This window comes from uncultured Enterococcus sp. (genome assembly GCF_913775425.1).
Taxonomy (GTDB): domain Bacteria; phylum Bacillota; class Bacilli; order Lactobacillales; family Enterococcaceae; genus Enterococcus_G.
Genome location: NZ_CAJYIS010000046.1, coordinates 1 through 13,759 on the forward strand (window position 1 = coordinate 1; position 13,759 = coordinate 13,759).

At 37.1% G+C, this 13,759-nt stretch carries 13 protein-coding genes and 1 other annotated feature; of the genes, 9 read left to right on the forward strand and 4 right to left on the reverse strand.

Going from position 1 to position 13,759, the window contains the following annotated elements; all coding sequences use genetic code 11:
• Window positions 1-56: 56 nt before the first annotated feature.
• The 9 genes from nspC (at window position 57) to guaB (ending at window position 8,419) form a co-directional block, all read left to right on the forward strand.
• The gene (gene nspC / locus QZ413_RS05035) at window positions 57-1,199 is read left to right on the forward strand and encodes a carboxynorspermidine decarboxylase (protein ID WP_297077155.1); all 1,143 of its coding nucleotides are present in this window, start codon (window positions 57-59) and stop codon (window positions 1,197-1,199) included.
• Window positions 1,200-1,241: 42 nt separating this feature from the next.
• The gene (locus tag QZ413_RS05040; protein WP_297077157.1) at window positions 1,242-2,132 is read left to right on the forward strand and encodes a hypothetical protein; all 891 of its coding nucleotides are present in this window, start codon (window positions 1,242-1,244) and stop codon (window positions 2,130-2,132) included.
• Window positions 2,133-2,344: 212 nt separating this feature from the next.
• Complete coding sequence (rsmG, locus tag QZ413_RS05045) at window positions 2,345-3,061, forward strand: 16S rRNA (guanine(527)-N(7))-methyltransferase RsmG (protein ID WP_297077159.1); 717 nt, start codon at window positions 2,345-2,347, stop codon at window positions 3,059-3,061.
• A 13-nt stretch (window positions 3,062-3,074) separates the two neighbouring features.
• A complete protein-coding gene (locus tag QZ413_RS05050; protein ID WP_297077161.1) occupies window positions 3,075-3,839 on the forward strand; it encodes a ParA family protein in 765 nt (254 codons plus the stop codon).
• 43 nt (window positions 3,840-3,882) lie between these two features.
• Entirely contained in the window at window positions 3,883-4,713 is an 831-nt protein-coding gene (locus QZ413_RS05055; protein WP_297077177.1) for a ParB/RepB/Spo0J family partition protein, read from the forward strand.
• A 20-nt stretch (window positions 4,714-4,733) separates the two neighbouring features.
• Entirely contained in the window at window positions 4,734-4,922 is a 189-nt protein-coding gene (locus tag QZ413_RS05060) for a DUF951 domain-containing protein (protein ID WP_297077162.1), read from the forward strand.
• Between the two features lie 7 nt (window positions 4,923-4,929).
• Window positions 4,930-6,030 carry a redox-regulated ATPase YchF gene (gene ychF, locus QZ413_RS05065; protein ID WP_297077163.1) on the forward strand — a complete coding sequence of 367 codons (1,101 nt, stop codon included), beginning with the start codon at window positions 4,930-4,932 and terminating at the stop codon, window positions 6,028-6,030.
• Window positions 6,031-6,070: 40 nt separating this feature from the next.
• The gene (locus tag QZ413_RS05070) at window positions 6,071-6,778 is read left to right on the forward strand and encodes a DUF1129 domain-containing protein (protein WP_297077165.1); all 708 of its coding nucleotides are present in this window, start codon (window positions 6,071-6,073) and stop codon (window positions 6,776-6,778) included.
• A gap of 159 nt (window positions 6,779-6,937) precedes the next feature.
• Window positions 6,938-8,419 (forward strand): IMP dehydrogenase, encoded by a 1,482-nt coding sequence (gene guaB, locus QZ413_RS05075; protein WP_297077167.1) that lies wholly within the window; start codon window positions 6,938-6,940, stop codon window positions 8,417-8,419.
• Window positions 8,420-8,455: 36 nt separating this feature from the next.
• On the opposite strand, the gene QZ413_RS05080 is transcribed toward guaB, so the two are convergent.
• The 4 genes from QZ413_RS05080 to QZ413_RS05095 all read right to left on the reverse strand — a co-directional run bounded on the left by QZ413_RS05080 (window position 8,456) and on the right by QZ413_RS05095 (window position 13,450).
• Window positions 8,456-9,868 carry a polysaccharide deacetylase family protein gene (locus tag QZ413_RS05080; protein ID WP_297077169.1) on the reverse strand — a complete coding sequence of 471 codons (1,413 nt, stop codon included), beginning with the start codon at window positions 9,866-9,868 and terminating at the stop codon, window positions 8,456-8,458.
• A gap of 135 nt (window positions 9,869-10,003) precedes the next feature.
• Window positions 10,004-11,281 carry a serine--tRNA ligase gene (serS, locus tag QZ413_RS05085; protein WP_297077171.1) on the reverse strand — a complete coding sequence of 426 codons (1,278 nt, stop codon included), beginning with the start codon at window positions 11,279-11,281 and terminating at the stop codon, window positions 10,004-10,006.
• A gap of 67 nt (window positions 11,282-11,348) precedes the next feature.
• Window positions 11,349-11,550: a binding site (T-box leader), on the reverse strand.
• A gap of 15 nt (window positions 11,551-11,565) precedes the next feature.
• On the reverse strand, window positions 11,566-12,771 hold the full coding sequence (locus QZ413_RS05090; RefSeq protein WP_297077173.1) for a cell wall metabolism sensor histidine kinase WalK: 1,206 nt from the start codon (window positions 12,769-12,771) through the stop codon (window positions 11,566-11,568).
• A complete protein-coding gene (locus QZ413_RS05095) occupies window positions 12,761-13,450 on the reverse strand; it encodes a response regulator transcription factor (protein WP_297077175.1) in 690 nt (229 codons plus the stop codon). The genes QZ413_RS05090 and QZ413_RS05095 overlap by 11 nt, the downstream gene beginning before the upstream one ends.
• Between the last annotated feature and the right edge of the window lie 309 nt (window positions 13,451-13,759).

Sequence of the window (13,759 nt, forward strand, 5' to 3'; positions counted from 1 at the left end):
AATGTATGGGGACTACCTTGGAAAGAAGATTTTGCGCCTGTTTTGGTGAGTGAATAATGACGATTTCTTGGCCGATAGAAGCTGTTCCGACACCTAGTTTTGTGGTCGAAGAGCAACTTTTACGAAACAATCTTGAACAGTTACGTCAAATTAAAAATGCGACTGGATGTAAAATTTTATTAGCTCAGAAAGCCTTCTCAATGTATGCGTACTATCCTTTGATGGCTGAATATTTAGATGGGACGACAGCTAGTGGTATCTATGAAGCACGTTTAGGTAGTGAAGAATTTGGCAAAGAAACACATGTCTATTCCCCGGCTTTTCGCGCTGATGAAATAACGGAACTACTAGATGTTGCCGATCATTTCGTCTTTAACTCATTAACACAGTGGAACACTTATAAAGACGAAGTATTAAAAGCAGACAAGATTTGTGGATTAAGAATAAATCCACAAATCTCTACCCAAGATGGCCCCGATATCTATGATCCTTGTGCTCCGGGCTCGCGCTTAGGAATCACTCTTGAAGCGTTAAAAACAGCAGATCTTAGAGGGATCAGTGGTCTGCATTTTCACACGTTATGTGAACAAGATGCAGATGCATTAGCGATTACATTAGCAAAAGTTGAAGCTGATTTTGGAGAGTACTTGCACCAAATGGACTGGATTAATTTTGGTGGAGGACATCACATTACCCGTCCTGGTTACGATACGAAATTACTATGTCAGCTGATCACCCATATCAAAGACACCTATCATGTACAGGTATATTTGGAACCAGGTGAAGCGGTAGCGTTGAATGCGGGCTATCTAGTTGCCTCGGTTTTGGATATCACTACAAATGGGAGTATTCAAAATGCGATTTTAGATACTTCAGCAACTTGCCATATGCCAGATGTCTTAGAAATGCCATACCGTCCACATGTACTAGGTAGTTCTCTACCTAATGAAGCGTCTTATACGTATCGCTTTGGCGGTCCAACTTGTTTAGCGGGTGATATTATCGGTGATTATGCCTTTGATCAGCCATTAAAAATTGGCGATCGTGTCGTTTTTTGTGATATGGCGATTTATTCAATGGTTAAAACCAATACATTCAACGGAATGCCGTTAGCTTCTTTGTATGCTTGCGATCTGAAAAATCACTTAACTTGTATCAAAACGTTTGGCTATGACGAATTTAAACGTCGCCTGTCTTGAACTTTTAAGGAGGAATAAAAAATAAATATTGGTGCATGTAGTATGGCGCTCTTTGAAGAAGAACGAACATACAAACAGTTGATCAAACTTCATGAACAACAAAAAATCGCAGTCTTAGTTGTTCATTGGCCGAAGGAATGTTATCAAGCACTCGAAAAATATCGACAAGAAAGCACATCGCGTCAGTTATTTTTGATAAAAAGTATTCAGTATTTAGAAATGTATTTTCAGTATATATTGAGCTTACTGCCGTTAGAAGCGAAAAAAATATTTACTGAGAAGGTCACGATGCTAGAATACTCGTCAAGGGATACTGAAGATTTGGTCGAACAACTTGAATATGTTTTTGGACCATTTTTATTGCGATTGCTTTTTCCTCAACACATGGCCGTTACTCTAGAAAAGGACTGTGAAGCTAGATTTTTAAAGCGGAAGGAAGTATCGGTTGAACTATTTGACATAGTGCAAAAATCAAAACAAGACCAACTACTGTTATTAACTAAACATGATTTACATCAACTATCTAAAATAGGAAATCAGTCTGTTGAATTCGCTTTGATGAAGCAACTTGAAGCAGGTTTAAAGCTAAAATGTAGTTGCTACAAGGTAAGTGTGGTCATACCTGTGTTGATTGAAAAGTATCAATTGAATCGTTTCCTAGACGATCGTCTACACATGCTGACTATTCTAGAAAAATACGGGATTGCTTATCGGATTCATTCAAGTAGTGTTGACGCATGTCTGTTTCATTTAGAACGACATGAAAAAATCGATGAAGCTTTAACTGAAATTAAACGAACAGTCGACGTAGAAAACATCCAACTAGGTTCAAAACTATTGGTCATTGATCGTGCAAAACGTAGTGATAGTGGAACTCAAAAAAGCATCGCTAGCTACAGTTGGCAAAGAAAATTATTTTTTAATACGATCTAAAAAGTGTAGTTGCTTACTAAATAAGCAACTACACTTTTTATGTTTCACGTGAAACATTAGAAAATCACTTAAGCTTTATTGAAAAAAGAGGAGAAGTATTGTAAGGGAACACAATTTACGTTAAACTTAGTTTTAGTCTGTGAAACAGTATTATTGTTTCACAAATAAGTAACTATGATATGTGGAGTATCGGAATCAAGAGAGGATTAATTATGTTACCTGAAGAATTTAAACAGGCACTGGCTAAAAAAAATATCCATTTGTCAGACACTCAAATGAATCAATTTGCACGTTATTTTGAATTACTAGTAGAATGGAACGAAAAAATCAACTTAACAGCAATCACTGAAGAAAAAGAAGTTTACTTAAAGCATTTTTATGATTCGATATTGTTAGCTTTTTCGATCGAGTTTGATCCTAAGGCACAATTATGTGATGTAGGATCTGGTGCGGGATTTCCAAGTATTCCGTTAAAAATCGTATTTCCAGAATTACAAGTTACTATTGTAGATTCATTAAATAAACGTATTAATTTTTTACAGACATTAGTAGATGAATTAAAGCTAACACAAGTATCGTTGTTTCATGATCGTGCTGAAACTTTTGGTCAAAATAAACAATTTAGAGAACAATTCGATTATGTGACAGCAAGAGCAGTTGCGCGTTTGAACGTATTAGTTGAGCTATGTTTGCCACTAGTTAAAAAAGGTGGGATTTTTTGTGCACTAAAAGCTGCTAAGGCTGAAGAAGAACTACTTGAAGCTAAACCAGCTATTGCCATTTTGGGTGGTAAATACCGTGAAGATGTTGAAATGGTTTTACCTGAAAGTGGGGATAGTCGACACTTTTTAATAATCGAAAAACGAAAAGAAACACCAAAAAAATATCCAAGAAAACCTGGTACGCCGAATAAACAACCAATTAAGTAAGGGGGTCAGTTTCGTGGCAAGAATCATTTCAGTAGCAAATCAAAAAGGTGGCGTAGGGAAAACAACAACTACAGTAAATCTAGGTTCTAGTTTAGCTTATATGGGCCAAAAGGTATTGTTAGTTGATATGGATGCACAAGGAAATGCAACTAGCGGTTTAGGAGTACGTAAGCCAGATGTCGAACAAGATATCTATGACGTTTTGGTAAATGAAGTACCGATCGTGGATGCTATTCTACCAAGTTCACGTGAGAATCTTGATATCGTTCCGGCAACATTACAATTAGCTGGAGCGGAGATCGAACTAACGTCGATGATGGCTAGAGAATCCAGATTAAAAGGTGCACTTAGCGAATTAGAAAATCATTACGATTTTATTTTGATTGATTGTCCACCATCACTAGGACACTTAACAATCAATGCATTTACAGCTAGCGATTCGATTTTGATACCAGTCCAATGCGAGTATTATGCTTTAGAAGGACTAAGCCAATTGCTCAATACCGTACGCCTAGTCCAAAAACATTTCAATCCAACGCTAGAAATCGAAGGTGTTCTTTTAACGATGTATGATGCCCGTACAAATTTAGGGGCAGAAGTCGTAGAAGAGGTCCGTCGTTATTTCCAAGAAAAAGTATATGAAACGATTATTCCGCGTAATATTCGATTATCTGAAGCACCTAGTCATGGCTTATCGATTGTTGATTACGATATTCGTTCTAAAGGAGCAGAAGTTTATCAAGAATTAGCAAAGGAAGTGTTAGCAAGTGAAAAATAAGGGAAAAGGACTTGGTAAAGGGATCGATGCGCTATTTCAAGATATGGCAAGCATCGAAGAAGTCGATATGAAAAAAGATGAAGTCTTATCTTTGCCATTAAATGAATTGCGGCCTAACCCTTATCAACCGCGTAAAACATTTGACGAAGCTTCTTTACAAGAATTAGCACATTCTATCGAGCAATCAGGTGTATTCCAGCCAATCATCGTTCGTCGATCCGCAATTAAAGGATACGAAATCATTGCGGGAGAACGTCGCTTTAGAGCTTCAAAATTAGCGAAAAAAGAAACGGTTCCAGCAATCGTTAGAGATTTTGACGAAGAAGCAATGATGCAAGTTGCCGTATTGGAAAACTTACAACGTGAAGATCTAAATCCCTTGGAAGAAGCTGAAGCGTATGATATGTTGATGAAAAACCTGAAGCTGACCCAAGCAGAAGTTGCGATCCGCTTAGGAAAAAGCCGTCCTTATATTGCCAACTATCTTCGATTATTGACTTTGCCTAAATTGGTTAAAGAAATGGTGCAAGATGAACGACTATCTATGGGACAAGCTCGAACTCTCCTTGGTTTGAAAAAGAAAGACCAGATGTTAAAATTAGCGAATCGTTGTATCAAAGAAAATTTAACTGTTCGTCAATTGGAACAAATCGTTTCGGATATGAATGAAGACGGACAAAAGAAAAAAATGCCAAGTATGATCAAAGAAAAACCTTATTACTTAAGGGAGAGCGAAGATCGTCTAATGGATAAATTTGGTACGAGCGTTCAAATCAAAGAAAAAGCAGGTAAAGGGAAAATCGAGATCGAGTATTTATCACAAAGCGACCTAACTCGAATCTTAGATTTACTTGAAATCCAATTTGATGACTAAAACGAGCAGGAGGAATGGATATGTACGATCTTCATGACATTGTGATGATGAAAAAACCTCATGCATGTCAGACCAATCGTTGGGAAATTATTCGTATGGGTGCTGATATCAAGATCAAATGTATGCACTGTGGTCATATCGTAATGATGCCACGACGTGAATTTGATAAAAAGATGAAAAAAATACTAGAAAAAACAGAGAAAGAGTGAATCAATTATGGCATTAACAGCAGGAATCGTGGGATTACCAAACGTAGGGAAATCCACTTTATTTAACGCAATTACAAAAGCGGGGGCAGAAGCTGCAAACTATCCATTTGCAACGATCGACCCAAACGTAGGAATGGTTGAAGTACCAGACTGGCGCTTACAACGATTAACGGAATTGGTTAATCCTAAAAAAACAGTTCCAACCACTTTTGAGTTTACAGATATTGCCGGAATTGTACGTGGAGCAAGTAAAGGTGAAGGGTTGGGAAACCAATTTTTGAGTCACATCAGACAAGTAGATGCAATTTGTCACGTTGTACGTTGTTTTGATGACGATAACATCACGCACGTAGAAGGCCGTGTTAATCCACTTGAAGATATTGACACGATCAATCTAGAATTGGTATTAGCAGATTTGGATTCTGTAACAAAGCGTCATGCGCGTGTAGCTAAAATTGCAAAGACTAAAGATAAAGATGCTGTAGCAGAACTAGCAGTTTTAGAAAAAATCAAACCTGTTTTAGAAGAAGGAATTTCGGCTCGTTCGATCGAGTTTACCGAAGAAGAACAAAAAATCGTAAAAGGTCTATTTCTACTGACTACAAAACCAGTGCTTTATGTCGCAAACGTGGCAGAAGAAGATGTTGCAGATACAGAGGGTAATGAGTATGTACAATCTGTTCGTAATTTTGCTACAAGCGAAAACGCGCAAGTAATCGTTGTGAGTGCACGTGCAGAAGAAGAAATCGCGGAACTTGATGAAGAAGACAAAGCTGAATTTTTGGAAGCTTTAGGTATCGAAGAATCTGGATTAGATCAATTGATCCGTACGGCTTATGATCTATTGGGGTTAGCAACTTATTTCACAGCAGGGGAACAAGAAGTACGTGCATGGACATTTAGAAAAGGAATCAAAGCACCACAAGCGGCTGGAATCATTCATACAGACTTTGAACGTGGATTTATTCGTGCTGAGACAGTCTCTTTTGAAGATTTAGACAAATATGGCAACATGCAAGCAGCCAAAGAAGCTGGACGTGTACGTTTGGAAGGAAAAGATTACGTCGTTCAAGATGGTGATGTAATGTTGTTCCGTTTTAACGTTTAAAACTAAAAGGACTACTTTATTAAGATTGGGAGGCAAGGAAATGGAACCAGAAACACTACGCAATTACGTCAGTGAAAATCGCGAATTAGAAACGAAATTAACAAAACGTAATGAACAGTATATTTTTGATTTAAAAAAATCGATGCAAGCTGCAAATCTTTCAGAAGAAGAACAAACAAAAGTATTACATGAAATGTTGCCAGTTATTGTAAAAGAGCAAAAGAGTGGGATCACTGCGCGTCAATTATTTGGAACAGTATCTGAACGTATGGAACAACTTTTGACCGTACCACCGGAAAAACCAAATACCTCTCCTTTGATGATGTGGGTCGATAATACATTGTTGATTTTTGGACTATTTGGTATCGTGACGGGATTGATGAGTTTATTTACAAAACCTGAGCAAAATCAATCGTTTAGTTTTATCACCTTACTTGTTACGGCAGCTGTCGGGGGCTGGGTATTTTATCTATCGTATAAATACATCTATCAGTATGAGCAACCAGGAGCTGATCGTAGTAAGCGACCAAAATTATGGAAAACTGTGTTAGTGTTGATGGCATCGTTTTTTGTATGGTTTGCCTTATTATCAGCAACTCAACTGTTACCAGCACCGTTAAACTTTACACTAAATCCAATCATTACCATTGTAATTGGTGCATTAGCCTTATTAGGACGATATTATTTAAAGAAAAAATACAATATCGTTGGAAGTCTTTCAGTACCACGTGCACCACGTCAAAAATAAAAAAAGAGTCGAATGGATCTCCGTTCGACTCTTTTTTTATAAAATCTTATCAGATTTTCGCGAGAACTTAATCTTAGCCAGAATTAATTGACTTCTATCCAAATATTTGATATTTTCATTGATAAAAATAAAAACGAAATTCAAGGAGTGGTTACGAAAATGTCCAACTGGGAAACAAAATTCGCTAAAAAAGGCTTTACGTTCGATGATGTACTATTAATACCTGCAGAAAGTCATGTATTACCAAATGATGTGGATATGAGTGTGCAGCTTGCGAAAAATATTACATTAAACATTCCGATTATGAGTGCCAGTATGGATACTGTAACAGATAGTAAAATGGCGATTGCGATGGCTCGTCAAGGTGGACTTGGTGTGATTCACAAAAATATGAGCGTTGCAGCTCAAGCAGATGAAGTTCGTAAAGTAAAACGTTCAGAGAGCGGTGTAATCATCGATCCATTTTTCTTAACACCAGAACATACGATTGCTGAAGCAGAAGAATTGATGGGACGCTACCGTATCAGTGGAGTGCCAATCGTTGAAACTTTAGAAAATCGCCGTTTAGTAGGGATCTTGACGAACCGTGATCTACGTTTTGTAACAGATTATGCGTTAAAAATCAATGAAGTCATGACGAAAGATCAATTGGTGACAGCACCTGTCGGCACTTCGTTAAAAGATGCCGAAAATATTCTTCAAAAACATAAAATCGAAAAATTGCCTTTAGTTGATGAAGCTGGTCGTTTGAGTGGTTTGATTACGATTAAAGATATCGAAAAAGTAATTGAATTTCCAAATGCAGCTAAAGATGAGCACGGGCGTTTACTTGTAGCTGCAGCTGTAGGTGTGACTAGTGACACATTTGAACGTGCCGAAGCTTTATTAGAAGCAGGAGCAGACGCAATTATTATTGATACAGCTCACGGACATAGTGCAGGTGTATTACGTAAGATCACAGAAATCCGTGCTGAATTTCCTGAAGCAACATTGATTGCGGGAAATGTTGCTACCGCTGAAGGCACAAAAGCTTTATACGATGCTGGAGTGGATGTAGTCAAAGTTGGGATCGGGCCTGGTTCGATTTGTACGACTCGCGTAGTTGCTGGTGTGGGTGTACCTCAATTGACGGCGATTTATGATGCTGCTTCAGTTGCACGTGAATACGGCAAGGCCATCATCGCTGACGGTGGAATCAAATATTCTGGTGATATCGTGAAAGCCTTAGCTGCTGGTGGACATGCTGTAATGCTAGGAAGTATGCTAGCAGGTACGGATGAATCACCAGGTGAATTTGAAATCTTCCAAGGTCGTCGTTTTAAAACATACCGTGGTATGGGATCATTAGGTGCGATGGAAAAAGGATCAAGTGACCGTTACTTCCAATCAGGAGTCAATGAAGCAAATAAATTAGTTCCTGAAGGTATTGAAGGCCGTGTTGCATATAAAGGTAGCGTATCTGATATTTTATTCCAAATGATTGGTGGTTTAAAAGCTGGTATGGGATACGTCGGCGCGGGGAACTTGAAACAATTACGTGACGATGCTCAATTTATTCAAATGAGTGGAAATGGTTTGAAAGAATCACATCCTCATGATGTTCAAATTACAAAAGAAGCACCAAACTATTCAGTTCAGTAAATCTAAAAAAAAATCTGCCATTTGGCAGATTTTTTTTTATGAAATGACGCGTTCATCATCTTGGCTAAAGTATTGATGTAAAGGTAGTGCATCATAATCTAAGAGTTGATCGACTGTGACTAACTCGTAACCTTGAGCTTGTAACCAATCAATAAGCTGTGGCAATACAGCAGCCGTACTTGGTTGGATATCGTGCATCAAAATAATTCCGTTATCTACGATTGACGATTGAATTTGCTGTAAAGTTTTAGCAGAATTTTTCGTTTTCCAATCTAATGAATCGATATCCCATTGGATAATCGGACGACCACTAATGTCAGCTACATCTTGATTGACTGCACCATAAGGGGGTCTAACGATAGTAGGCAAGATACCACTAGCTTGAAAAATAGCCTTATCAGTATCTTGGATTTCTTCTTTGATCACATCTTGATTTTGTGTAACTAAATTTAAGTGATGATACGTATGACTACCGATCAAATGGCCTTCATCATGGACTTGTTTAGCAAGTTCAGGATACATCGCCACTTGTTCACCTAGTTGGAAAAATGTTGCATGAACATTTTTGGCCTTCAGTGTAGTCAAGATACTAGGTGTAGTTGCCGGATTAGGACCATCATCAAATGTTAGTGCAATTTGTTTTTTACCTGTATGTTCATTTTTAGGAAATGTTGCTACGATCGTTGGATCGACGTAAGCTGGATTGATAGCACGCGCAATAGTTTTATAATCAAGGGTTACCTTGTCTTCTTGAACGCCACTATTATCAGGTAACGTAATCGTTAGCTGTGTCGGAGTGTACATCATTTGTGTCTCCCAAGTAAAATCAGGTAGTGCTAAAACTTGATCTAAAATAGCATCTGGATCTTTGGCATTATCTAAAAGTTTTTGTTGGACAGCTAAACGAATGGCAGCTAAATGTGCTTCATCGACTACTAAATTTTGCATTGTAATAGCTTGTTGAGTAGTTGCATCAACATATGTAGGATCAAGCGATTTTTCAGATTTTTTGGTATAAGATTTTGTGTCACTATTCCAAGTATAGTTTGTTAAGACAGTTTTTACTTCACCAACTTGATCGGTAACTGACTGAATATGAGTGGAAGCTAAAGTAAGATCAGCATTCGATTTTTCTTTTTCGATAAACGTATTTGCAATTTGTTTTACTGAATCCGATAAATTTTTATCCGTGAACAAAATCATCTTTCCTTGGTCATTTTGCTCAAACTGATGATCAGAAAAAGCTGTTGTTTCTAGATTCTTAATGAGTTGTTGTTTTGCATGAAGTTGTTCTTTTGCTATTGTTTCAGCTTGGACTTTATGAACAAAATAGATACTGCTTGGCGTGATCACTCCTAATAAAAGAATAAGTAAGATGACTACAGTCCACTTGCTATAAAGCCATCCTTTTTTGGAGCTAGGTTGCAATGGAATATTTGAATTTGACATGATAAAGAAATCCTTTCTAGAAATAGTAACGAAATAATCGTAACACTTTTGTAACGAAAAAACAAAAAAATAATGGATGATTGAGCAATCTATCCATTATTTTTAAGAGAAGTTTCGATTAAATAGTACGAATGATTAAGCTGGTGTGATTTGAGTCGTTCCACCCATATAAGGAACGAGTACTTCTGGAACAGTCACACTACCATCAGCATTTTGGTAGTTTTCTAAAACAGCAGCAACAGTACGACCGACAGCCAAACCAGAACCATTCAAGGTATGAGCATATTTTATTTTGCCATCTTCATCGCGGTAACGAATCATAGCACGATGAGCTTGAAAATCTTCGCAGTTTGAACAAGAACTGATCTCACGATACATTTCTTGAGCAGGGATCCAAACTTCTAAGTCATAAGTTTTAGCAGCTGAAAAGCCCATATCACCAGTCGATAGAGCCATAACACGGTAGGGTAAGCCCAACTTTTGCAATACTTCTTCAGCATTTTGTGTCATTTTTTCTAATTCTTCATATGAATGTTCTGCATCACTGAATTTAACCATCTCTACTTTATTGAATTGATGCAAACGAATCAATCCACGTGTGTCACGGCCAGCACTACCAGCCTCAGAACGAAATGATGGACTTAAAGCAGTAAAGTAAGCTGGTAGATCTTTTGCTTCAAGAATTTCATTATTGTAATAGTTCAATAATGGAACCTCTGCAGTGGGGATCAGTGTCAGATCACTGTTTTCTAATTGGAAAACATCTTCTTTAAATTTAGGAAATTGGCCACTACCGAACATTGAATTTTCATTAACTAAATAAGGAGTGATCATTTCAGTATATCCGTGCTCATAAACATGTAAATCAAGCATAAAGTTATATAAAGCACGCTCTAAACGTGCACCTAATCCTTTGTAATACACAAAACGGCTACCTGAAACTTTCGCTCCACGTTCGAAATCTAAAATACCAAGTGCTTCGGCAATCTCCCAGTGAGGTTTAGGCGTAAATTCAAATTGTTGAGGAGTGCTCCAACGTCTGACTTCAACGTTATCTTCTTCACCTAGACCAACAGGAACACTATCATGCGGAATATTTGGTAAGGTTGTTGCGATTTCTTTTAGTTGTTCATCTAATGAAGTGATTTCTTCATCCAAGGCTTTGATATCTTGCCCAACTTGTTTCATTTGAGCAATTTTATCATCAGCGGCTTGTTTTTCACGTTTCAATTGAGCGATCTCACTAGATACTTCATTACGTAATTTTTTTTGTTCTTCAACTTGAACTAATAAACTACGACGTTTTTCATCTAATGCTACGAATTCATCGATTTTTGCCTCATCAACGCCACGGTTGGCCAATTTTTCTTTGACTTGCTCAACATTTTGACGAATCATTTTAATATCTAACATATTTTGTTCCTCCTATAAATAAGTGATGTTTTCTAACAAAAAAAGCCACTACGCCCTTGCTTGAATAGCTTGGGACGAAGTAGCTGTAAACTCGCGGTACCACCCAAGTTCAGCATTACTGCTGCCCTTGATTCTCGTAACCAGAGAAAAGGATCTTTTTTTCAAAAGATACATTTTGAGTGAACTGGATTCTAAACAAGCGAACTATTGATTTTCACCAACCATCAACTCTCTAAAAATACACTGTTTATACTAGGTTCAATGTTGAAAACATATTTAGTTTGTTATAGCATAGCGGAATTTTCACTATCCGTCAACTTCTCTTTTGCCAAAGGATTGGCTACAAGAGGGAGATGGATAATAAATGAAGTCCATTCAGGATTAGATGTAGCATAGATGTAGCCTCCATGTGATGCTACAATGCTTTGTGCGATAGCCAGACCTAAACCTGTTCCACCAGTTTCTTGGGAACGGGATTCTTCAACACGATAAAAACGATCGAATAATAGATCTAGTGAGCGTTTTGGAATCATTTTTCCATTGTTTTTGACCGTAACGACGGCTTCTGTTCCGATTTTTTCGACTTCGATTACGATTTCAGTCGCATTTTTACCATACTTTAGTGCGTTCGTTAGTAAGTTATTAAAGACGCGAACCAATTTTTCAGTATCACCTTCCATCATGAGATGTTCCGGAGTAGCTGACGTTACGATTACAATATTTTTTTTGCTTGCTTCTAATTCAAAATCTGCTGCTAATTGCTCGACTAGTTGTACCATATCAAATGAAATCACATATAAGGGATTCTTTGGTTGTCGAACTTTAGTATATTCAAATAAGTCATCGACTAACGACTTCATCTGTTTGGCTTTTACGTAGGCTGTGTGAGTATATTTTAAGAGCTCTTCTTCGGAATGATACTGACGATCTTCAATCAAGCCAAGATAGCCAATGATCGAGGTCAACGGTGTCCTTATATCATGACTGACATTTGTGATCAGCTCATCTTTTGATTGTTCGATTCTACGTTCATCTTCGATTGCAGCTACAGTACTATCTACTAAGCCATTCACACTTGTGACCACACGATCTAAATCACCATTTAACTCAAAAGGGATACGATGATCGTAATTACCTTCTGCAATAAAGTGTAGTTCGCTGATGATATGGCGTAGTTGCATTTGGCGATAACGCCTAATTAAGCGCCAATATAAAATCAAAAAGTCAACGACTAGAAAAGCTGGGAAAAATAGATAGCGGCTATTCAAAAAAATATCCGACTGAAAATTCTCTGCAAAAACAGAACGTGATTGAAACACCGCATCTTTTAAAGAAGGTGCAGTATTGACTAGGCTTTGCAATACAACCAAAACAGCTACATTTAATAGAAGTAACAATACGATCGTCACGATAGCTTCTGCAAAAAGTTCACTAATTTCTTTTGATGTCAATACGATTCGTCTTCTCATTTGAACGGGTTTATTTTGCATCTATTTTATATCCAACTCCCCATACTGTTTGAATAATTTTTTCGCCGCCAGTCGCTTCTTCGATCTTATCGCGTAGATGGCTTACATGGACCATAACCGTTTTAGCTGAAACCACACTTTCTTGTTTCCAAACGCGTTCAAAAATTTCATCGGCACTAAATACTCGGTTTGGATGTGAAGCAAGTAAGTATAGAATACCAAATTCTAAGGCAGTCAGTTGGATTTCTTTTCCTTCAACTGTTTTGACTTCATGAGAGTCGCGATTAATGATCAAAGAGTTTACTTCTAAAATATCTGGTTGAGAAGAAGGGGCCTGCATTTGACTTCTTCTTAATAAAGACTTCACACGGGCCATAACTTCTAAAGGATTAAACGGTTTTGTGACATAATCATCAGCCCCGGCAACTAGTCCTTTTATTTTGTCCATATCTGTTGTTTTAGCAGTTAGCATAATAATTGGGATTTGTGATTCTTTACGTAGAGCTTTTACAACTTGCATACCATCGACTTCAGGCATCATAATGTCTAAAATTAATAACTCAATATCATTAATTGTACGAACTTTGGATAAAGCATCCCGACCATCGTAAGCTTTAACAGGCTCGTAGCCTTCATTGTGTAGGTAGATACTTAATAGTTCTACGATTTCTTTATCGTCATCTGCCACTAAAATTTTCATAGCATATTTCCTCCATTATATAGTACGTATTTTTTCTTTTAGTGTATCATCAAAATGTAAAATAGAAAAATTTAGACAAAAAATTTAATAGAATATAAGAGAATCAGTCTAGTAATTTATCGACTTTTGGTAAAATCCGAATATTAAATTGAAATTATAAAGATTAATTTGTATAAAAAAGATAAAAAACGTACAAAAAAAAATATAATCAAAATATTGTAAATATTATTGCTAATGTTGATACGATAGGGTTTTTGATTGACTTTCGTCTAGATACTTGCTATATTATTACTTGTCCTAAGTGAAACG

What these genes read in the sequence shown, in the direction of transcription:
- nspC (WP_297077155.1), top strand. Translation starts at nt 57, where the DNA reads ATGACGATTTCTTGGCCGATAGAAGCTGTTCCGACACCTAGTTTTGTG.
- QZ413_RS05040 (WP_297077157.1), top strand. Translation starts at nt 1,242, where the DNA reads ATGGCGCTCTTTGAAGAAGAACGAACATACAAACAGTTGATCAAACTT.
- rsmG (WP_297077159.1), top strand. Translation starts at nt 2,345, where the DNA reads ATGTTACCTGAAGAATTTAAACAGGCACTGGCTAAAAAAAATATCCAT.
- QZ413_RS05055 (WP_297077177.1), top strand. Translation starts at nt 3,883, where the DNA reads ATGGCAAGCATCGAAGAAGTCGATATGAAAAAAGATGAAGTCTTATCT.
- QZ413_RS05060 (WP_297077162.1), top strand. Translation starts at nt 4,734, where the DNA reads ATGTACGATCTTCATGACATTGTGATGATGAAAAAACCTCATGCATGT.
- ychF (WP_297077163.1), top strand. Translation starts at nt 4,930, where the DNA reads ATGGCATTAACAGCAGGAATCGTGGGATTACCAAACGTAGGGAAATCC.
- QZ413_RS05070 (WP_297077165.1), top strand. Translation starts at nt 6,071, where the DNA reads ATGGAACCAGAAACACTACGCAATTACGTCAGTGAAAATCGCGAATTA.
- guaB (WP_297077167.1), top strand. Translation starts at nt 6,938, where the DNA reads ATGTCCAACTGGGAAACAAAATTCGCTAAAAAAGGCTTTACGTTCGAT.
- QZ413_RS05080 (WP_297077169.1), bottom strand. Translation starts at nt 9,868, where the DNA reads ATGTCAAATTCAAATATTCCATTGCAACCTAGCTCCAAAAAAGGATGG.
- serS (WP_297077171.1), bottom strand. Translation starts at nt 11,281, where the DNA reads ATGTTAGATATTAAAATGATTCGTCAAAATGTTGAGCAAGTCAAAGAA.
- QZ413_RS05090 (WP_297077173.1), bottom strand. Translation starts at nt 12,771, where the DNA reads ATGCAAAATAAACCCGTTCAAATGAGAAGACGAATCGTATTGACATCA.
- QZ413_RS05095 (WP_297077175.1), bottom strand. Translation starts at nt 13,450, where the DNA reads ATGAAAATTTTAGTGGCAGATGACGATAAAGAAATCGTAGAACTATTA.